Annotated in this window: 20 protein-coding genes; 10 read left to right on the forward strand and 10 right to left on the reverse strand. The window is 72.7% G+C overall.

The window, feature by feature from the left end:
• Positions 1 to 144: 144 nt before the first annotated feature.
• Together ACGFIE_RS23310 and ACGFIE_RS23315 are read right to left on the reverse strand one after the other, a co-directional pair.
• The gene (locus tag ACGFIE_RS23310) at positions 145 to 882 is read right to left on the reverse strand and encodes an ABC transporter permease (protein WP_393297810.1); all 738 of its coding nucleotides are present in this window, start codon (positions 880 to 882) and stop codon (positions 145 to 147) included.
• Positions 879 to 1,565 carry an ABC transporter permease gene (locus tag ACGFIE_RS23315; RefSeq protein ID WP_393297813.1) on the reverse strand — a complete coding sequence of 229 codons (687 nt, stop codon included), beginning with the start codon at positions 1,563 to 1,565 and terminating at the stop codon, positions 879 to 881. The genes ACGFIE_RS23310 and ACGFIE_RS23315 overlap by 4 nt, the downstream gene beginning before the upstream one ends.
• 2 nt (positions 1,566 to 1,567) lie before the next feature.
• On the opposite strand from ACGFIE_RS23315, the gene ACGFIE_RS23320 reads away from it, so the two are divergent.
• Positions 1,568 to 2,572, forward strand: coding sequence for an ABC transporter ATP-binding protein (locus tag ACGFIE_RS23320; RefSeq protein WP_363686583.1), 1,005 nt, complete (start codon positions 1,568 to 1,570; stop codon positions 2,570 to 2,572).
• 55 nt (positions 2,573 to 2,627) lie between these two features.
• Here the strand turns inward: ACGFIE_RS23320 and ACGFIE_RS23325 are convergent, their stop codons facing one another.
• From ACGFIE_RS23325 to folP, 7 genes are all read right to left on the reverse strand, one after another.
• Positions 2,628 to 3,128, reverse strand: coding sequence for a hypothetical protein (locus ACGFIE_RS23325; RefSeq protein ID WP_393297816.1), 501 nt, complete (start codon positions 3,126 to 3,128; stop codon positions 2,628 to 2,630).
• Positions 3,129 to 3,184: 56 nt separating this feature from the next.
• Positions 3,185 to 3,493: a hypothetical protein gene (locus tag ACGFIE_RS23330; protein ID WP_234587453.1), complete on the reverse strand. Its 309-nt coding sequence runs from the start codon at positions 3,491 to 3,493 to the stop codon at positions 3,185 to 3,187.
• A gap of 52 nt (positions 3,494 to 3,545) precedes the next feature.
• Positions 3,546 to 4,760, reverse strand: a complete 1,215-nt coding sequence (locus ACGFIE_RS23335; RefSeq protein WP_393297819.1) for an ABC transporter permease — start codon at positions 4,758 to 4,760, stop codon at positions 3,546 to 3,548.
• A 118-nt stretch (positions 4,761 to 4,878) separates the two neighbouring features.
• Positions 4,879 to 5,418, reverse strand: coding sequence for a DUF3180 domain-containing protein (locus ACGFIE_RS23340; RefSeq protein ID WP_393297822.1), 540 nt, complete (start codon positions 5,416 to 5,418; stop codon positions 4,879 to 4,881).
• A 19-nt stretch (positions 5,419 to 5,437) separates the two neighbouring features.
• Complete coding sequence (folK, locus tag ACGFIE_RS23345) at positions 5,438 to 5,965, reverse strand: 2-amino-4-hydroxy-6-hydroxymethyldihydropteridine diphosphokinase (protein WP_393297825.1); 528 nt, start codon at positions 5,963 to 5,965, stop codon at positions 5,438 to 5,440.
• Positions 5,962 to 6,327 carry a dihydroneopterin aldolase gene (gene folB, locus ACGFIE_RS23350; RefSeq protein ID WP_393297828.1) on the reverse strand — a complete coding sequence of 122 codons (366 nt, stop codon included), beginning with the start codon at positions 6,325 to 6,327 and terminating at the stop codon, positions 5,962 to 5,964. The genes folK and folB overlap by 4 nt, the downstream gene beginning before the upstream one ends.
• A 142-nt stretch (positions 6,328 to 6,469) precedes the next feature.
• On the reverse strand, positions 6,470 to 7,339 hold the full coding sequence (folP, locus tag ACGFIE_RS23355) for a dihydropteroate synthase (RefSeq protein WP_393297831.1): 870 nt from the start codon (positions 7,337 to 7,339) through the stop codon (positions 6,470 to 6,472).
• A gap of 345 nt (positions 7,340 to 7,684) precedes the next feature.
• Between folP and ACGFIE_RS23360 the strand changes: the two genes are divergently transcribed.
• Genes ACGFIE_RS23360 through ACGFIE_RS23390 form a run of 7 tightly spaced genes read left to right on the forward strand, consistent with a single transcriptional unit; the run spans position 7,685 to position 16,125 of the window.
• Entirely contained in the window at positions 7,685 to 7,999 is a 315-nt protein-coding gene (locus tag ACGFIE_RS23360) for a hypothetical protein (protein ID WP_007466099.1), read from the forward strand.
• 13 nt (positions 8,000 to 8,012) lie between these two features.
• Entirely contained in the window at positions 8,013 to 8,375 is a 363-nt protein-coding gene (locus ACGFIE_RS23365) for a hypothetical protein (RefSeq protein WP_007466101.1), read from the forward strand.
• 46 nt (positions 8,376 to 8,421) lie between these two features.
• Complete coding sequence (locus ACGFIE_RS23370; RefSeq protein WP_393297834.1) at positions 8,422 to 11,832, forward strand: ATP-binding protein; 3,411 nt, start codon at positions 8,422 to 8,424, stop codon at positions 11,830 to 11,832.
• A gap of 1 nt (position 11,833) precedes the next feature.
• Positions 11,834 to 13,786: an MFS transporter gene (locus ACGFIE_RS23375; protein ID WP_393297837.1), complete on the forward strand. Its 1,953-nt coding sequence runs from the start codon at positions 11,834 to 11,836 to the stop codon at positions 13,784 to 13,786.
• Positions 13,783 to 14,340, forward strand: coding sequence for a hypothetical protein (locus tag ACGFIE_RS23380; protein WP_393297840.1), 558 nt, complete (start codon positions 13,783 to 13,785; stop codon positions 14,338 to 14,340). Before ACGFIE_RS23375 ends, ACGFIE_RS23380 begins: the two co-directional genes overlap by 4 nt.
• Entirely contained in the window at positions 14,337 to 15,512 is a 1,176-nt protein-coding gene (locus ACGFIE_RS23385) for a M23 family metallopeptidase (RefSeq protein WP_393297843.1), read from the forward strand. The genes ACGFIE_RS23380 and ACGFIE_RS23385 overlap by 4 nt, the downstream gene beginning before the upstream one ends.
• Positions 15,513 to 15,525: 13 nt before the next feature.
• Entirely contained in the window at positions 15,526 to 16,125 is a 600-nt protein-coding gene (locus tag ACGFIE_RS23390) for a hypothetical protein (protein WP_393297846.1), read from the forward strand.
• 3 nt (positions 16,126 to 16,128) lie between these two features.
• Here the strand turns inward: ACGFIE_RS23390 and ACGFIE_RS23395 are convergent, their stop codons facing one another.
• The gene (locus ACGFIE_RS23395; RefSeq protein ID WP_393297849.1) at positions 16,129 to 16,563 is read right to left on the reverse strand and encodes a hypothetical protein; all 435 of its coding nucleotides are present in this window, start codon (positions 16,561 to 16,563) and stop codon (positions 16,129 to 16,131) included.
• Positions 16,564 to 16,880: 317 nt separating this feature from the next.
• Here ACGFIE_RS23395 and ACGFIE_RS23400 point away from each other — a divergent pair, with 317 nt between their 5' ends.
• Entirely contained in the window at positions 16,881 to 19,442 is a 2,562-nt protein-coding gene (locus ACGFIE_RS23400) for an FtsK/SpoIIIE domain-containing protein (RefSeq protein WP_393297852.1), read from the forward strand.
• Between the two features lie 28 nt (positions 19,443 to 19,470).
• On the forward strand, positions 19,471 to 20,190 hold the full coding sequence (locus ACGFIE_RS23405; RefSeq protein ID WP_393297855.1) for a hypothetical protein: 720 nt from the start codon (positions 19,471 to 19,473) through the stop codon (positions 20,188 to 20,190).
• Positions 20,191 to 20,245 lie beyond the last annotated feature (55 nt).

The following is a 20,245-nucleotide window of genomic DNA, read 5'->3' on the forward strand; positions in this document are numbered from 1 at the left end:
GCCGCCCGCAACTTCCACCCAACATGGTCCGCGAGCGACCGACAACCTGAGATGGGCTTCGTCACCGCATCGTCACCGACCGGCCCGTCGCTGGTCGCCGCTTCGGCGGCCACTCACCCGGACGGACCACCCGTCGACGGCGCGTCAGGCGCGGCCGGTGGCGTCGGCGGGCCGGACGCGGCCCGCCCGCTGTCGCCCGCGTCGCAGGGGACGGGGAGTGACCAGGCGTTCGACGAGCCCGAGAAGCAGCTCGGCCAGCAGCGCCAGCCCGGCCACCAGCGCACCACCGGCCACGATCTGCCCACCACCGGCGGCGATGCTCAGACCGAACCCGGTACGGATGATCTCGCCGAGGCCACCACCGTTGACGAACGAGGCCAGCGCGGTCGTGGCGATGACCTGCACGGCGGCGGTCCGGAAGCCGGCCGCCAGGTACGGCACCGCGAGCGGCAACTCCACCCGACGCAGCAACTGCCCACCGGACAGGCCCATCCCACGGGCCGCGTCGCGCGCCTCCGGGTCGGCCTGACGTACGCCTGTGTAGGCGTTCGCCAGCAGCGGTGGGACGGCGAAGACGGCGAGCGCCACCACGACCGGCGTACGCCCGAAGCCGAGGAACGTCAGCGGCAGGATGGTCAGCAGCGCCAGGGTGGGGATGGCCAGGGTGGCGTTGGACACCAGCACCACCAGGCCGCCGCCCCGGCCGGCGTGCCCGAGCCACAGCCCGACCGGCCAGGCCACCAGGCAGCCCAGCGCCACCGCCAGGGCGGAGATCGTCAGGTGCTCGCCGAGCCGGTCCAGGATGCCGCCCGGGTTGCTCCAGTTCAGTGGGTCGTTGAGCCAGAGCACCGCCTGGTGCACGGGGTTCGCCGCGGCGCTCACCGGGCGCCCCGGGCGGACCAGGGGGTGACCAGCCGGCCGACGAGGACCAGGAGCAGGTCCAGCAGCACCGCGAGCGCCACGCAGAGCACCGTACCGGTCATGATCTCGGCCTTGTAGAGGTTGTTCTGGAAGCCCGCGAAGATCAGTTGGCCGAGGCCGCCATGCCCGACCAGCACCCCGACGGTGACCAGCGCGACAGTCGACACGGTGGCCAGTCGCAGCCCGGTCAGAATGCCGGGGATGGCCAGCGGCAGGTCGATCCGGAACAGCCGCCGCCACCGTCCGTAGCCCATGCCCTCGGCGGCCTCACCGACCTCCGGCGGCACCTGGTTGAGCCCGGCCACCACGTTGCGGACGATCAGCAGCAGCGCGTACAGGACCAACCCGACCAGCACGGTGGTGGCGCCGGTGCCCAGGTACGGCGCGATGAACGCGAACAGCGCCAGTGACGGGATGGTGTAGATCACACCGGTGACGCCGAGGATCGGGCCGGCCAGCGGGCGGACCCAGTACGCGAGCACGGACAACGGCAGGGCGATCAGCACCGCGATCAACACCGCGCGGCCCGTGAGGGAGGCGTGTTCACGCACGGCGGCGAGGATCGTGTCAGAGTTGTCCCGCACGTACTGCCAGGAGAACCAGGGGTTACCCGGGTCGGCCCGGTAGCTCAGGCGGAAGGACATACGTGGACGTTACCCCGGAGGCTGCCGGCGTGGCCGAATCCCCTCGCGCGGCGTCGATCTCCCTGCAGGGCATCCAGAAGCGCTACCCGAACGGCACCGAGGCCGTACGGGAGCTGAGCCTGGACGTCAAGGCCGGCGAGTTGGTGGTGCTGATCGGTCCGTCCGGCTGCGGCAAGTCGACAGTGCTCCGCATGATCAACCGGCTGATCGAGCCGACGGCCGGGCGGATCATGCTCGGCGACGAGGACGTCACAGACGTCGACCCGGTGCGACTACGCCGTCGGATCGGCTACGTGATCCAGAACGTAGGCCTCTTTCCACACCAGACGGTCCGGGCGAACGTGGCAACCGTCCCGAGCCTGCTCCGCTGGTCCCGGGACCGCACCCGGGCCCGCGTCGATGAGCTGCTCGACCTGGTCGGCCTGGACCCGGCCCAGTTCGGCCGCCGCTACCCGCACGAGCTGTCGGGTGGGCAGCGACAGCGGGTCGGCGTGGCCCGCGCGCTCGCCGCCGACCCGGTGGTGCTGCTGATGGACGAGCCGTTCTCGGCCGTGGACCCGATCGTCCGGGCCCGTCTGCAGGAGGAGTTCCTCCGCCTCCAGGCCGAGGTCCGCAAGACGATCGTGCTTGTCACCCACGACCTCGACGAGGCCGTCCGGCTCGGTGACCGGATCGCCGTGCTCTCCCAGGGCGGGCATCTTGAGCAGTACGACACGCCGGCCGCCCTGCTCGGCGCCCCGGCGACCCCGTTCGTCCGCGAGTTCGTCGGGGCGGACCGGGGCATCCGCCGGCTGGTGGTCACCCCGCTGGACCGGGAGTCCCTGGAGCCGGTGCCCGGTGACGCGCCCGCGGATCTGCCCACCGTGGCGCTGGACGGCACGGCGTACGACGCGCTTGCGGTGCTGCTCACGTCGGGACGGGACCGGCTCGTCGTGACCGACGACGGCCGCCCGGTGGGCGCGCTCAGCCGCCAGCGCCTGCTCGATCTGGGCCGTTCGACGGGCTGACCCGGGCCCCTGAGCTCCTGACCCGGCGGCGGCAGTTCCCGCTGACGGCGTCCGGTCAGGCGCGCCCGCCGAGGCTCGCGGTGCCGATGATCCAGCCGGTGAGGAAGCCGTAGCCGGCACCGCTGCTGGCGTCCCGCAGCGCCGCCAGCAGCGACGGGTCCGGGCCGAGCAGCGCCGCCAGCACGGCGGCGAGCCCGCCGGCCAGCACGTACGCCGCCCAGCCGGAGAAGAACTGGCTCACCGGGCCGGGCACGCGGGCCACCTGCGCGGCGGGCAGCAGATAGAGCAGGGCCACCGCGAGGAGCACCAGCGCGACGGCCCGCAGGTCGGCGGCGAACAGGCCACCGGCCTGCCCGTCCGCGTCCCGCCGCCAGGCCGGCCAGGCCAGCAGGCGCAGGTAGAAGCCACCGGCCGAGTCCGGGTCGGTAAGCGTCGCGGCGGCCCACCCGGTGTACGCCGGGCTGCCACAGATGCCCACCAGGAGCAGTGCCGCGAGCGCGCCGGTGCCGGCCGCCGTCCCGTAGCCGCTGACCGGGCCGGCACGGAAGAACCCCATGATCCGCCCAGGTCCCGTGCCGGCCGGCCGGGTCGACCTGGGCTGCACCGAACGGCTCAGTGCTTCAGCAGGTAGTCGATGAAGGCGGCCCGCAGCAACGGCGCCGACTCCTCGTAGCCGTGCCCGGTCAGCTCCCGCCACAGGGCGTTCGCCTCGTCGATGGTCGGGCCGATCGAGTTCGGCGCGCCGTCCAGCACCGTGGCCTCGTCCGCGTTCGGCAGGTGCCGCAGCACCGACCAGTAGAACCCCACGTCGCGACGCTCCCGGGCCCGGGCGAACGCCCGCTCCCGCAGCTCCTCCGTGGACAGCGCGTCGAGTTCCTCGAACGAGGTTCCGCCGGGGGTGGCGGCAGGTGTGTCGGTCATGCGGCGAGCCTAACGGTCGAGATCAGCCACGGCTCGGCGGACGGGACACGGCTCACCTGTCGTCGGCGTCCCAGTGCCGTGGGCCGGTCTCCCAGCGGGGGTCACGCCACGGGTCGGCCGGTTCCGGGGCGGGCGGTGTCGGCAGCGTCGGAGGCCAGTTGTCGGCCGGCTGCGGTTGGGGCACGTTCCAGCCGGTGCTGATCGTGCCGTCACCGATCGGTTCGGGCTTCTCCACGCTGTCCGGCCGGGGCCGCCCGAACCTCTCGACCAGACGGGTCACCAGCAACCCGACGCCGAGCGCCACGCCACCGACAGTCCAGGGGCTCACCGTCAGGTCGCGCTCCGGCGCGTACTCCTGGAAGACGGTGACCAGGCCGACAGCCAGCACCGTGCCGAACACCCCGCCACGGCGGCCGTACGCACTGGTGCCGCCGAGCAGTGACACGCCGATGGCCAGTACGGTCCAGTCCAGCCCGGAGGTGGGTGTGACCGCCCCGGGGCCGTTGGCCGCGAGCAGGACACCGGCGAGCGCGGCCAGCACCGTGGAGCCGACCAACGCGACGGCGGCGACAACGGCGGCCAGCGCACCCCGGCGGCGGGCCGGGTCGGCCACCGGTCGGTACCGACCCACCAGCCGGCGGATCGACCTGATCGTGCCGAACAGACCGCCGAGGACCGCCACGGCGGCGAACCCGGCGAAGAGATAGCCGGCCGTGGGCCTCGGGTCGTAGTCCCCCTGCACCAGGATCGACGTCGACCGGCGTTCGATGTACACGACGACTCCGGCCGCTCCGGCCAGGCTCGCCGCCCAGGCGGGCACCTGCAGCGCCACCACGGCCAGCGCCAAGACGAGACCACCCACCGCGGCGACCACGACGGCCGACCCCACGGACGCCGCCAGACCCCTGTCGCCCTGTTCCGCGTAGTGCAGCGCGGCGGCGACCGCGATCGGTCCGACGGCCAGGTTGGGCACGGCGGCGCGCAGGCTCAGCCCGGCGGCGAGAGCGAGCAGTCCGAGGCCGACCGCGCCGACCAGCAACGCACGCAGACCGGTGCCGCGCAGCGCGTCCGGGTCGGCCCGCCAGAGCAGCCAGCCCAGGGCGACGAGACCGACCAACAGCAGGAATTCCCAGTACACGTGCACGCCGACGCGGTCCCGGCCCGGCTCGCCGTGGGTTGGATCGTCGAAGACGTTCTCCAGGACGGCGGCGGGAACCCCGGACGAGGGTTCGACCGACCGGTCCCGGCCCGTGTCTCCGTACCCCATGGCGCCGCCTCCCCAGTGGCCGGCCGTCCCGGTCCGGCGCACGGACGGATCGGGGGCGGCCGTTGCTCTCCGATCGGAGGCACCGTACCCGCGCCCGGAGCCAGGCGTAACCCCCTGCTCAGCGCTGGCCGGGGCGGCTCTGGCGCTGGTCGGGCTCGTGCTCGTCGTCCGGGCGCTCCGGGACCCGGCAGGAACGCTCCAGCCACAGCGCGGCCCCGACCAGCGCCAGCGACGCCAGCAGCCCGGCCCCGGCGGCCGGTCGGTCCTCGATGGCGGCCCGGGTGGTCTCGACGAAGAGCCACCCGCCGAGCCCGGCGTAGAAACCGGCGAAGATGGCCCCGGCCAGCGCGGACGCCTTGGCAAGCACCACGAACCGGGCGACCATCAGCGGGTTCACCGGATCACGGCCGGGCTTGCGCTCGATGCGACCACGGGTGTTGACGGCCGCGTACGCCTCCAGCACCGCGAGCGCGGCAAGCGTCACCACCGGCAGCCACGGCAGCCGTGGGATGCCGCTGTAGTAGAGGGTGCTGATCAGCAGCCAGGCCACCGCCGCCGCACCCAGGGCGGCCACGACCAGGGTCGAGATCCGGGTGGGGCCCATCCGCGACCGGTCCGGGCCCGGCCCGCCCGGTGGTGGGGACTTCGCCTGCGTCATGCCGGCCGGCTCCACTCGGTCATGCCGTCGACTCTAACGCCAGTTCCGGCCGGGGACGCAGTTCCAGCGCGTCGTCGGCGGCCGGGCCCGCGGTGAGCAGGTCGGTAAGCCAGCCGTGGCCGGGAAGCCGCCCGTACGGCTGGATGTCGATCCACGGTCGCAGCACGAACGCGCGCAGGTGCGCCCGGGGATGCGGCAGGGTCAGCTCCTCCTCGTCGCTGAGCACCGGCTCGTCGTCATCGCCCCACACCGCGATCACATCCACGTCCAGGGTGCGCGGCCCGAACCGTCGCAGCGGGTCGCGAATCCGGCCTGCCGCGCGCTCCGCGGCCCAGGCCCGCTCCAGCCAGTCGCGCGGCGTGGCGGCGGCGTCCTGGGCCAGCAGCACCGCGTTGAGGTACGCGGGCTGGTCGGCGTCACCCCACGGTGGAGTCTCGTACACCCCGGAGATCACCAGCACGGAGTCGCCGAACGTGGCGACGGCCGTCCGGAGGTGCTCCAGGCGGTCGCCGAGGTTGCTGCCGAGCGAGAGCACGGCCCGGGTCATCGGGTCCGCGTCCGGGTCATGGTGACGGCCACGTCGGTGAACGTGTGCGGCACCGGCGCCTCCGGCTTGTGCACGGTGACAGTGGCGGCGACGACCCGCTCGTCGGCCAGGCAGACGGCGAGCAGCCGGTCGGCGAGGGTCTCGATCAGATTGACCGGCTCGCCGGTCACCACCGCCACCAGACCTTCGGCCAGCTCGCCGTAGTGGACCGTGGCGGTGACGTCGTCGCTGGCCGCCGCCGGGGCGAGGTCCAACTCCAGGACGGCGTCGACCACGAAGTCCTGCCCCTGCGCCCGTTCGAAGTCGTACACCCCGTGCCGGCCGCGGGCCCGCAGGCCGGTCAGCTGGATCCGGTCGGTCATCGCTCCCCCTCTCCTCGCCGGCGCGCGGTGGTGGCGCGTGGGCTGCTCATCCGGGCTGCCTGTCGCCGGCGCGCGGTGGTGGCGCGTGGGCTGCTCATCCGGGCTGCCTGTCGCCGGCGCCCGATGGTGACGCGTGCGCTGCTCATCCGGGCTGCCTGTCGCCGGCGCGGGCCGGGACCAGGCGCGGGCTGCCGGTGGCGGCCCAGACGGCGAGCGCGTCCACGGTGGCCCGCACGTCGTGCACGCGTACGCCCCAGGCGCCCGCCGCGACGGCCAGCACGCTGGTGGCCACGGTGGCGGCCTCGCGCTGGGCGGTGGGTCGCGGTGCGCCGTCGGCGCTGGCGAGCAGTCGGCCGAGGTAGGACTTGCGGCTGGCGCCGAAGAGCAGCGGGTACCCGAGGTCCAGCAGCTCCGGCAGGCGGGCGCTGAGCTCCCAGTTGTGGGCGGCGGTCTTGGCGAAGCCGAGGCCTGGGTCGATGACGATGCGGTCCTGGGCGACCCCGGCGGCCAACGCCTCGTCGATCCGCTGGGCCAGCTCGCCACGCACGTCGGTCACCACGTCTGTGTAGCTGGCCAGGTCGCGCATCTGCCGGGAATGGCCACGCCAGTGCATCAGCACCCAGGGGCAGCCGGCGTCCCGGACGACTCGCGCCATGTCGGGATCGGCCAACCCGCCGGAGACGTCGTTGACCACCGCCGCGCCGGCACCCACCGCGGCCTCGGCCACGCGCGCCCGGCTGGTGTCGATGCTGACCGGCACGCCGGCGGCCGTCAGCTCGCGGATGACGGGCAGCACCCGCTCGGCCTCGGTCACCGCGTCGATCCGCTCGGCACCCGGACGGGTCGACTCGCCGCCGATGTCGACCAGGTGCGCTCCGGCCTCACGCAGACGGACGCCATGTCCGACGGCCGCGTCGAGGTCGGCGTACCGTCCGCCGTCGGAGAAGGAGTCCGGCGTGACGTTGAGGACGCCCATCACCACCGGGCCCGGAGCCCGTACCAGATCGGTCACCTCTAGACGGTACCGGTCGCGGCGGCGGCACCCGGCGGCCCGGGTCCACCACCCCTGACGTGCTTGTTAGAACAGGTGTACGATCGGTCGTCCAGGCAGTAACGGGCAGCCCGTTCGCGGCTTGTCGCAATCCGGGGCGGCCCGTACGCTTTGGAATTGGCCAGCATCGAGATGGCGAAGCCTGGAGGGAGGGCCGAAGCGGGGAAAAACCGCCCAAAGCTCGCCACGCTCCGTGGTGAGTAACGAACGCAGGGTCGAGAACGCAGCGCCCTGCGCGCACATTTCCCGCCAGGCTTGCCTACTGCACCGCCGCGGCACCGCCGGCCGCGATATGGGGAGGTTCCAGTGATCGCCTTCGAGCTCATGGAGACGGCGTCGTCCGGCGTCGCCCACGCGCTCTCCACCCTGGCGTCAGCTCCGCTCGCCGAGCCGGCACCGAAGGGGATCGACACCAGCGGTGTCGTCACCTTCTTCGCCAGCAAGATCGCGCCGATCCTGCTCGCCGTCCTGGGCGTCATCTTCATCGGTCGCGCCAGCCGCGGCGAGATTTCCAAGGTCCTGACCAGCTCCGCGATCGCCATCGTCGGGCTGGCGTTCATCGCCGGCGCGGCAACACTCTTCTTCGTCGGCGATTACCTGATCGACCTGATCTTCGAATAGGCGCGTTCACCAGATGCGGCTGCGCACCGACGACGACATCTACCGGGCACGCCTGGTCTACCTCGGGCCGCCCGGCTACACCCTTCCGGTCCACCTGCCCTACGCCCAGTACGGGCTCTTCATGCTGCTCGTGCCCCTCTACATGTTCATCCACTGGCTGTTCACGTTGACTGTCGAGTTGTTCCCCGCCTGGGAGATCGCGCTCGCCATCGTGACCACGTCATTCATCTTCCGGCACGTCGACCCCGACCGGCCGGCGCGGGTGGTCATCCGCACCGCGCTGACCGACTGGCGACGCACCCGGGAGCCGGCGATCGAGCAGCGCGACCCGCGCCTGGTCGGCAGCCGGATCAGGATCCGGGAGGAGCTGGCATGACCGGGCGTACGCCGAGCGGTCCGTCGCACGACGCGGGTGAGGTGGCATGAGTCGCTCTTCCACGCCGGGTCCCCCGGCCGGCCGCCCGGCGGCGCCGGCTGGTCACCGTGCGCAGTCATTCGATTACCCCGAAGCCGAGGACGAGGTGGCACTCGACCCCGCGCTGGTGACCTCGCCCGGCCACGGCGCGGTCGGCGTGTTCCAGGCGCCTCGCCCGGTCACCCGCCGAGCGCCGGCCGCCGAGCCCAGTGCGGTCTCGGCCGGCGAGAACGCGGACATCGACTCACCGTTCCTGGACCTGTTCGGTGGCGCGCGACCCGGTGGTCAGCGTGCTGTGACAGCAGGCCCCGCGACCCGGGAGCAGCCGACGATCCCGCAGCAGCCACCCGCGGTCGTTCCGGCGCCGGAACGTCCGACTCCCGAGCTGGAGCCACCGTGGACGCCCGACGACCGGCCCACCGGCGATGGGCGGGCGGTCGCCCACCCGGCCGGTGACTCTCGTGTGCCGCACCAGGTGGGCGAGCGACGACCGATGCGGCACCCCGCGGACCCCCAGCCGACGGCCACGGATGCGTCCACGTCGACGGCTACCCACCGCCGGTTGCGGGGCGCGGACACCGACGCCGGCCCTTCCAGCGCCGCACCCGTCGGTCAGACGACGGCACCGGTGGAGCGACCGAACGCCCCGACGGTCCCGGCAGACCGATCGACCGCGCCGGCGGAACTGTCGACCAGCGCCGCTCCGAGCGACCGACCGGCCCTGGAGCGGGCACCCCGCCGTCCCGGGTCGGAGCGATCCACGGAGGCCGGGAAAGAGGTCGCACCACCCCGCCAGCGGGCCGCGAGCCGCCAGGACCGGCCGATCAAGCCGACCCGGGTCCGCGCCCCGAAGATCAAATTCGGGGACCGGGATCCGTCGGTCGAGCTGGCCATCACCGAGATCGCCGGCCACCTGACCTTCACCCCGCACACGGTCACCGCCTGGTACTGGCTGCCCGAGGTTCGTTGGGCCTTCCGCCCGGACGCCGAGCGCGAGGCGCTGCTGTCGGCGATCTCCGAGCAGTACGCGGGCCTGGCCGGTTTCCGGCTCCATCTGCGGCGGACCACCCGCCCCTTCCCCGCCGACGAGTGGGCGCGCACCATCGACACGCACACCCCGGCGCCGCTGCCCGACGTCGCCGGCACCACCGGCTGGGCGGACCACCTGGTCGCCGCCCAGCGGCACCTCATGGCCGTCAACCACGCCGAGGGGCAGACCTACCTGGGCGTCACCTTCGCCCGCCGCTCCCTCGGCGACTCCATGACCGAACGACTGCTCCGCACCTTCGGCCGGGGCACCGCCGACGGCGAGCGCCGCAAACTGGGCCGCACCGTGGAGCAGTTCGACGAGGTTCTCGGGGCGTTCGGCATGCGTGGTCGACGAGTCACCGCCCAGGAGTTGGAGTGGCTGCTCTACCGCTCGGTGGCGCTGTGCATGGCGCCCCCGGGCCGGCTCTCGCCGGTGACCGACGGGCGCTGGGAACGCGGTGACCTGCTCGCACTGACGGAGCAGGTCGAGCGCTACCGCACCCCGTACGGCTCGACGGTGAAGCTTGTCAACCGGATGACCGGCGAGGAACGGCACGTGGCCGTGCTCGCCGTCGGCCGGATGGAACCGCTGGAGATCCCGGAACGCCACGAGCCCTGGCTGCACTTCCACGAACGACTGCCCTGGCCGATGGAGATCTCCACTCGGGTCGACATCCTCGGTTCGGGCGACTCGTTCCGCAACCTCGAACACCGGCTACGGATGATCCGGTCCCAGCAGCTCGACTACGCCGAGCACGGCATCGACGCTCCCCCGGAGCTGGAACGGCTCGCCAAGCGGGCGCTGGTGATCGGCGACGAGATGACCACCGGGCTTCCCGTCGACTCGGCCCGCGCCCACGGCTGGCACCGCATCGCGGTCGGCGGCCGGACCAGGGAGGAGTGCCTGGAGCGGGCCCGTCGGCTCATCCAGCTCTACTCCCGGGAGCTGCGCATCTCCCTGCAGCACCCGAAGAACCAGGACTGGCTGGCCCGCGAGTTCATCCCCGGTGAGCCGATCGCCAACACCGGCTACGTCCGCCGGATGCCGGTCCCGCTGCTCGCCGCCGCGCTCCCCCAGGCCGCCTCCACCGTCGGAGACCGGCGGGGCGACCTGATCGGGCGTACCGCGGGCACCTGCCGCCGCCCCGTCTTCCTCGACCTGCACTTCCCCATGGAGGTACGCGAACGCTCCGGGCTCGCGGTCTTCGTGGCCGAGCCGGGTGGTGGCAAGTCGACCCTGCTCGGCGCGCTGGGCTATCTCGCCGCCCGGCGAGGGGTCCAGGTGACCCTGCTCGACCCTTCCGGGCCGCTGGCCCGACTCTGCGCCATGCCCGAGCTGCGGCCGTACTCCCGGGTGTTGAACCTGACCGGTTCGGAGCACGGCACCCTGGCGCCCTACTCACTCATCCCCACGCCGCTGCGCAGCGAGTTCGCCACCGGCGCCGCCGGTGACCGCGAGTTCGAGATCGCGGTCTCCAACGCCCGTGCTGAGCGGCGCATGCTGGTCCAGGACATCTGCATGATGCTCGTGCCGCCGCAGGTGGCCCGGGAGGCATCCACCGCCACCCTGTTCCGGCACGCCGTCCGGCAGGTCCCCGCCGAGGAGACGTCCACCCTGGACGACGTGGTGAGCTGCCTCGGGCGACTCGACGACGACGCCGGTAAGGAACTGGCGAACCTCCTTCTGGACACCGCCGAGATGCCGCTGGCCATGCTCTTCTTCGGTCGGCCGCCGGAGGGTCTGCTCGGTGCCGACGCCGCGCTGACCGTGATCACGATGGCCGGGCTCCGGCTGCCGGACCTCAAGATCGAAAGAGAGTACTGGTCGGCCGAGGAAGCGCTCGCCCTGCCGATGCTGCACACCGCGCACCGGCTCGCCGTCCGCCGTTGCTACGGCGGGTCCATGTCGTCGCGCAAGCTCGTCGGCCTCGACGAGGCGCACTTCATGGAGGGCTGGCGGTCGGGCCGCTCGTTCCTCGTCCGGCTCGCCCGGGACTCCCGGAAGTGGAACCTCGCCGCGCTGGTCGCCTCGCAGAACCCCCGCGACATCCTCGGCCTCGACGTGCAGAACCTGGTCTCCACCGTCTTCGTCGGCCGGATCGCCGAGGACGCCGAGATCGCCTCCGAAGCGCTGCGGCTGCTGCGGGTGCCGGTCAACGACGGGTACGAGGCCACCCTGGCGTCACTCTCGGCCGCCGACACCAACTCGGCCAACCGCCTCGGCTTCCGCGAGTTCGTGATGCGCGACGTCGACGGCCGAGTGCAGAAGGTCCGCGTCGACGTCTCGTATGTCGAAGGTCTACTGGACCACCTCGACACGACGCCTGCCGCGATCGCCGCGGCGGCCGGAGTCCTGCCGAGCATTTCCCTGCCGGATCTGGAGGCGTGACATGGCTGGGCCGCGGGCACGGATCACGTCGTTCCTGCTCGCGCTCGGCGTGCTGGCCGGGGCCACCCTCAGCTGGCCGTTGCTGGGCGCGGAGGCGGCCGCGGCCGCCCCACCCGTCGCCCAGGCCCGCGCCGACCTCTGCACGACTGCGGAGTGGCAGGCCGACTTCCGGGCCTGTGTAGGGAAACTTCAGGCGGTCAGCGAGGACGAGGTCAAGTGCCGTAACGCGCCAACCCCAGGCACACCTGACTCCGGCCTGGCCGGCTGGTTCGCCGCCGCGCCCCCCGACGAGGCGGCGAACGGAGTAGCCGGTCGGTACAGCCTCTACGGATACGCGGGCTACAGCTACAACACCTACGACATCGACGGCGGCTGTGCGTCGAGCGTCCTCCATCCGGACTACAAGTTCACCACGACGGTGGCGAACGGAGAGTTCATGGTGGCCACCGCGGTCGTCGGCGCCTCCAACGCGCTCCGAGAACGTGCCTGGGATCCCGGCTCGATGTGGGGCTGGGCCGACCCGCTGGTCGAGAAGGCGACCAAGTCCGTCTACGAGAAGGTGTTCAGCGTCTTCGGGATCATCACGCTGTGTGTGGTGGGGCTCTATCTGCTCTGGCGATCCCGGCAGTCGGACATGAGCAACGCCATGACCACCGCCGGCTGGGCTCTCTTGGTGATGGTCGCGGTCACCGCGCTCGCCGCCTGGCCGGTGAAGTCCGCGAACATCGCGGACGGCACTCTGGTCACGTCACTGGGCGTGGTGCATGACGCGGTGGGTCCGCAAGCGAAGGAACCAGCACCCGGTCGTTGCATCGATCCAGATCGCTGCAAGGACCTTAGAACCCCGGCCGTCCGTGCGAGCGACACTGCCACGGAGACCATGCTCTACCGGAACTGGGTCCGGGGTGTGCTCGGCTCGGCGGACAGTGAGACGGCCCGTAAGTACGGGCCGGCGCTGTACGACGCGCGATCCCTAACATGGGGTGAAGCCCGGTCCATGCGCGCCAACCCGGCTACCCGGGAGGCGACGATCAAGGCCAAGCAGCAGCAGTGGGCGCGGGTGGCCGAGCAGATCCAGACAGAGGATCCGGAGGCGTACGAGTATCTCCAGGGTGTCCGGGACATGGACCGGGTGGGCGCCGGATTCATCGCGGTGCTGGCCTCGGTGCTGTTCGCCATGTTCGACCTGACGGCGTCGCTACTGGTCCTGCTGGGCTTCCTGATCTTCCGGTGGGCGGTGATCGCGGCGCCCATCCTGGGCACGGTGGGATTGCTCCGGCCGGCGAGTGCAGGCCTGCGGCGACTCGCGAACGCCGTGGTCGCCGCGATCTTCAACATCGCCATCTTCGGCACCGGGGCCGCCATCTACCTCTTCGCGGTCGATCTGATCATGAGTACACCCACACTGCCCGGCTGGCTCCAGGTGGTGCTGATGTGGTTGTGCGGGGTGGTCGGCTGGCTGCTACTACGGCCGTACCGGCGCATCACACAGCTCGGCGGCAAGGACAGCAGCGAGGCGGTGAGCTCAGCAGGGTCCTGGCACCGCCGGTTCTTCCGGGACATGCGAACGGCGGCCCGGCTCGACGTGGCCGAGCCCGGAGGCACGCTGGAGCCGGTGGGCGGACGCCGCCGGTCGCCGGACGCCGAGCAGACCCGGTTGCGCCCGGAGGCGCGCCGGGAGGACCCGGCCCCCGCACCGACGCCGACCCCGGCGGCGAGCCGACGCGCCGGCGACGGCCGACCGGACGGGCAGGAACGCGCCGACGAGGCGCCGACGACGGAGACCGGCAACCGGGGTCGCCCGGTGCCGCCGCAGCCCCGTCGACGGCAGCCGGCAACCTGGACCGAACCGGACGTGCCGTCGGAGAACCCGTCGTTCGTGGTCTACCGACCGGGCTCCAGCGAACGTGCGCCGGACCGCACCGGACCGCGGGTGCGCTCCGAGGCTCGGTGACGGCGATGCGACGGGTCCTGGAATTTCTCTTCACCCGGGCGCTGCGGTCCCGGCTGGGAGTGGCGGTGGTGATCGCGGTGCTCGTCTTCGGTGTGATTGGTGCGGCACGCCTGGCGTCCGGGCCGATGAACCCGGCGGATGGGTTGAGCAGCCGGCCGGACCGCCCGATCACCACCGTCGACCCGACGGCCGGTGACGACGGAGTGACCTCGACGGAGGCCCCGCCGTCGCCGGTGACCCGGCCCGGTGCCCGCACACCGGAGCAGACCGCCGGCCGGTTCGCCTCGGCCTGGCTCGGCCGACCAGGGATGGCCGCCGACCAGTGGCAGGCCGGCCTGCGTCCGTTGTCGACCCCGGCGCTGACCGAGAAGCTGGCCGGCGCCGAACCGGGCGGAGTACCCGCCGAGAAGGTGACCGGCCCACCGTCGGTGCGGTCGCGCACCGACACGTTCGTCGAGGTGCTGCTGCCGCTCGACACCGGACGGCTCCGGATGGAGTTGGTGGTGGCCGACGAGGGTTGGCTGGTCGACGTGGTCGACTGGGAGCGACAGTGACGACCGGGCGCGCAGGGCGTGCTCTTCGCCGGCCGATCCGCGTCGGCGTCATCGCCTCCGTGCTCACCGGCGTGCTGCTCCTGCTCTGCTGCACCGGGGGCACTGCGGCGTTCTTTCTCAGCGGTCTCGGCGGCGACACCGAGAACGGGGACACCATGGCCGGCTGGGGCTGCGGACCTGTGCGTCCGGTGGACATCGTCGGCGACCTGCCCCGATTCAGCGAGTACGGCGACGCTCAGATCCGCAACGCCGCGATCATCATCAAGGTCGGTCAGGACATGGGGGTGCCCTCGCGTGGCTGGGTGATCGCCCTCGCCACCGCGATGCAGGAGTCCGCGCTGCGTAACCTGGCGAACACAGGCGTGCCCGCCTCTCTGGCCCTGCCGCACGAGGGTGTCGGCGCGGACCACGACTCATTGGGTCTGTTCCAGCAGCGGCCGGGATGGGGCTCGGTCGCCGAGCGGATGACCCCCGCGTACACGGCTCGGAAGTTCTACGAGAAGCTCGTGAAGGTCCGCAGTTGGCAGCGCCGACCGCTGACCGTCGTGGCCCAGCAGGTCCAGGTCAGCGCCTATCCGGACGCGTACGCCAAGCACGAGGAGTTGGCCAGCAAGATCGTGGACGCGTTGGCCGGAGGCGCGGCCCGCACCGTCGAGATCAACGGCAAGGCCGTGTGCGACGCCGCGGAGCGCGGCGAGATCGCCGCCTCGGGTTGGACGGCGCCCATCTCCGGGGACGTCGGCTCGGGCTTCCGGACGGCCGACCGCCCCAGCCACAACGGGGTCGACATCGGGGCCGCCAAGGGCACCGAGATCCGTGTCGCGGCTGCCGGTCGGGTGCTTGTCGCCCGCTGTGACCCGGACAACCGCGGACGGCGGAACTGCGACGTGGACGGGTACCCCGGCAAGGGCGGCTGCGGATGGTTCGTCGACGTGCTGCACGCTGGCGGCTACATCACCCGGTACTGCCACATGGTGGTCCATCCACGGGTCGCACCCGATCAGATCGTGCCGGCCGGCGAGGTGATCGGGCAGGTCGGCAGCAGCGGCAACTCGTCCGGACCGCACCTGCACTTCGAGGTGCACCTGCGCAACGACCGGTCGAGCCGGGGCGCGGTCGACCCGATTCCGTTCATGCGCGAGCGGGGTGCCCCGCTGCGCGCCGCGGAGTGAGGCTGTCACCGGCATGACCGGACCGCTGCCGGACCCGTTCGCCGACCAGCCCGACTGGGCGCCCCGGCCACCGCGCCCACTCGCCATCGTGCCCGCCACCGGGCGCGTGGAGTTACGTGGGCAGCGGGTGCTTGTCGGTCTGCCTGGGCTGGGCTGGCGAGGGGACCTGCGCGCGGACGACCGGGTCGTGCAGAGCGCCCGTACCTACGTGCCGGTCATCCCCGAACACGAGTGGTACCGAGCCGAGGCCGACCAGGTCGAGGTGTTCGCGCCGCTGGTGCCGGTGGAGCGGGTCTGGGTGGAGACGGTCGGTGAACGGCCCGGATCGGACGGTGAGCGGGACACCGGCATCCGGCTGGTCTCGCTGGACGGGCCGTCCCACCGGTCCCCCACACCCGTCTTCGAGGCGGACGCGGTCACCGGACGCCGGGTGGTGCACATCGATGGTGGAGTGGAACACCGGGACATGCGGGCCGTCACCGAGACCTACTCCGGCGCCGAGGGCGACATCTGCGTGCGGATCACGCCCGAGGTGGAGTGGTATCGCTGGGCCTGGCGGGGCCAGTCACCCACCACTCTGGAAGTCCCGGTCCATCTGCTGTGGATCGAGTGACGTCTAGCTGACTCTCGTGCCCCCACATACCCGCCAGCCATCTCTGTCCTCAACGTCGAACCGCCAGGTGTCAGCCAAACTTTGATGAACTCCATCGATTGATGCACTACGACGAATAATAGCTACGACTGAGGCTTCACTCGGACTGACCTTGGAAACAGCCACGCCTTCGATGTTGATCGAGAACGATACATTCAGTTCTCGTTGCCGTTGGGCCACTTGTGCGCCAAACTCATCGACCGTCGGAACTGCACCTTCACAGGTGAATAACTTGGCCCTCTGAAGATCGCGAGACACAAGCGCCGCCTGTAGGTAGTTGACCACGACCACGTCGGGCGCGCTGCGGTCCGGGGCGGCCGCGCGGTTGTACAGCACGTACCCCGTCGCCACCGCACCGAGGCAGAGCAGGGCGAGCACCCCAGCGATCACCGTGAGCACGGTTCGCAGTCGGCGGCGGCGCGGTGGTGGTGGCCCCGGCGCTGGTGGGGCCGGCGGCAGTTGCTCGGACGGGGTCCGTTGGGCCGGTACGCGGGAGACCTGGGAACCGGCGGGGGGCTGCACTGATTCCACCTCCTGAAGTTAACCGCTGGAGGGCCCGGAGCCAATGCCTCAGATCCAGCGGATCGTGACGGATCCCTCCCCACCGGTGAGATCCGCGACAACACCGGCGCACCGCCGCGGTACCTCCCGGAGGAGCGGCCCTGGCTGGGATACCGTCACTGCTCGGGGAGGGGTTGCCGACCTCGGGTGAGGGGGTGGACACGGTGGCCGGTCCGAAGGCACGCACGAACCGCGCTGCGGCGCTGCACAGGCGGGCGGCAGCGGTCGTGACAGCCGCCGCCGGCATCCTCGACGAGACGCGACCGGCCCCCGCGGATCAGCGCCGCCAGTACGAGTTGGCCGACCGACTGCGGGGGGTTGCCGCGCGGCTGGCTCCGGGCTGGTCGGGTGACAGTCTGGACTCGCTCACCGTGGATTCTCCGGCGGGTGATGGCCCGCCGCCCTTTGTGCGGGTGGGTACGGCGACGCCGTTGGATGACGCTCGCTTTCCCGCGCTCGTACCGTTGATCGGGACCGGGCACCTGAGTGTCGATGCCGACGCGCGGGAGCCCCGGGTGGCGGGGCTGCTGCGGGCGGTGCTGCTGCGACTGCTGGGCGGGACGCCTGCGGGTTCGCTGCTGGTGCGGGCGGTGGATGCCACAGGTGCCGTGCTTACACCGTTCGGCGCGCTGGCCGATGCCGGGCTGTTGCCGCCACCGGCGGTGGACGTCGAGGGCCTGCGGGCGGTGTTGACGGAGGCGGAGCAGTGGGTGACCCCGGGTGCGAGCGGGCGTCGTCGCCACGATCGCACCCTTTTGCTGGTGGTCGCCGCACTGCCGGAGTCGACAGGCCCGACCGAGCTGGCGCGGATCGAGGCGCTGGCCGAGCAGGGGCCGTCGGCCGGCTTGCACCTGGTGGTGGCCGGCTGGCCGCCGCCGGGCCCGTACGCGTCCCGGCCGCCGTTGCCGCAGGCCACGTCGTTGGTGCTGCGCAACGCGTACGCGCTGCTCGGCGACCCGCCGGGGGCGTCGTTCGCGAACCCCGGGGCAGAGCCACCGGGCGGGTTGAACTCACCGGTCTTCGTGGAGGCGGACCCGCCTGCGGATCTCGTCGACGCGGTCTGTCGTCGGCTCGCCGCCCAGGTGGAGGCGGGCTCCCGGTTGGCGTTGGCGGATCTGCTGCCGGCGACGGGTGAGCGGCTCTGGGAGGCGGACTCCACGGACAGTCTGACCACGATGGTGGGTGACGCCGGGGGCCGTCCGGTGCCGCTGGGCTTCACCGAGTTGACCCCGCACTGGCTGGTCAGCGGCCGGTCCGGGGCGGGTCGAGCGGCGTTCCTGACCACCGCGCTGCTCGGGCTGGCCGCCCGCTACGGCCCGGACGACCTGGCGCTCTACCTGGCGGATCTGGGCGACGGTGAGTCGTTCGTGGAGTTCCTGCAGACCGAGCGGGACCGCTCCTGGATCCCGCAGGTGCGGGCCGCGGCCATGGCTGCCGACCGGGAGTATGTCCGGGACCTGCTCGACGAGTTGACGGCCGAGGTGCAGCGCCGCGCGGAGGCTGCCGAGCGGGCCGGTGGGCAGCGCTTCGCGGAGCTGCGCCAGCACCGCTCCATGCCTCGCATCGTCTGTGTGGTGGACAATGCGCCGCTGCTCTTCGCCGAGCGGGATCGGCTGGCCGCCGAGTTGACCGTGCAGGTGGACGGGCTGGCGCGCGCCGGCCGGGCGTACGGCGTGCACCTGGTGCTGGCCGGCGCGGGTGAGCTGGGGTTGAGTGCCCGCGCGGATGCGGGGCACCGGGATTCGGTGCTCGGGCAGTTCCCGGTGCGGGTGGCGTTGCCGGGCGGCAGCCCGGTGCTGGAGCCGACAAACGACTCGGCCGCGGGGCTACCGGTGGGCAGCGCGGTGGTGAACACCGCAGGAGGGCTCGGTGGTCCCCGGGGCGCGATCCGTGGCCACGAGCGGTTGATCCGGCATCCGGATCCGCTGGACCATCCGGAGGTCGTCGAGCAGCTGCGGCACGAGCTGTGGGCGGCCCGGCCGGCCGGGTCGACGCCGCCGGTGGTGTTCGCCGGGTACGCTCGCCCGCTGCTGAACAACGACCCGCGTCACCGGGCGGCTCTCGCGGGCCAGGCACACGGGCCGGCCGCTCTGCTCGGCCGGGCGGTGGACGTGGCCCGTACGACTGTTGCCGTTCCGCTGGGGCCGGCGGCCGGGCGCAACCTCGCGGTGCTGGGCTCGGGGCCGATGGCGGGTGGCCTCTTGGCGACGGCGGCCCGAAGCACCGCGGCCCACCATGCGCCGGGCACCGCCCGGTTCCTGGTGGCCGCGCCGGACCAGGGGGCACGCCCGCTGGCGGAGGCGTTGACGGCCGAGCTGGCCGCCCGCCATCCGGCCCGTCTGGTGGACGTGCCGACGCTTCTCGCGGACACCGACGGGGAGCTGCCGACGTACCTGGTGGTCTTCGGGTTGGATCGGCCGGGGCCACGGGAGCTGCCGGCGGACCGGTTGCGCGCGCTGCTGCGGGACGGGCCACCGACGGGCCGGCACCTCCTGGGCTGGTGGCGGGCGGTGCCGCCGTTCGCCGCGCTGCTCGAGCCGGACGGCGAGGTCGACAAGCTCGCCGCCGTCGTGGTGCTGGACGTACCGGCCGCGCAACTCACAGCTGTCTTCGGCCGAGCGGTGGAGTGGCGGGCGCACCCGGACCGGGCGGCGCTGTGGGACGGTCCGGACGAGCGGGGCACCGTCCTGGTGCCGTTCGCCGACGGGATGGGGTGAGCGGACGGTGCGGGCGGGAGGTGTCGAGGTGGGGTCGAACGCGACGGTGACGGGGCCGGGGCGGCAGCGGACCGCCGGCTCGGACGGCGAGAGCACGGTGCCCGCCGCGGAGCCCGTCGTCGGCTGGGCCGACTACCTGGCGGCGGCGCGCCAGCTGGACGCGATCCGTCGCGGGGCGGCTGCGGCCGCCGGCGAGCAGGCCCGTTCGGCGGAGGCCGCCCGGGAGGAACTGACTGTCGTCCGTGCCGGGCTGGCGAGTCAGCAGGAGCGGCTGCGGGAGCGTGGCGTACCCGCGATCTCGCTGGCGCCGTCGCCGCCGGAGCTGACGGAGGCGGCCCGGTCGATGACCGGCGGCCCGGCCGCCGTGCTGGCGGCGCTGCGGGCCGCGCGGGGTCGGGCCGAGGCGGCGGACGCCGCGTTGGCTGCTCGTCGCGGCCTCCGGACGGCGTCCTGGCCCGCGCGGGCGCGCAACCTCCTGGTGTACGGGCCGCTGGCGCTGCTGGTGCCGCTGATCCAGGTGGTGGTGTACGCGGCGACCGGTACGGGCCCGGCCAGCGTGACGGCCCTGATCGCCGGGTTGCCGATGCCTGCGGTCGCCTTCGGCGTCGGCTGGGTGGGTGTCGGGCGGGCGTTCCGCGGCAGCCCCGACGAGCGGGTGGACCGCACGACGCGCTTCGGCGCGCTGGTCTGCCTGGTGCCGGCGGTGCTGGTCACGGCCGGCCTGCTGCTGGCCCTGCTGGCGGGCTGACGAGCGGGCCGGGCCGAAGACGTCCCGGCCCAGAAAAGCACCGCAGACGCGACGG

Origin of the sequence: Micromonospora sp. NPDC049275, assembly GCF_043197115.1 — a bacterium.
GTDB lineage: Bacteria > Actinomycetota > Actinomycetes > Mycobacteriales > Micromonosporaceae > Micromonospora.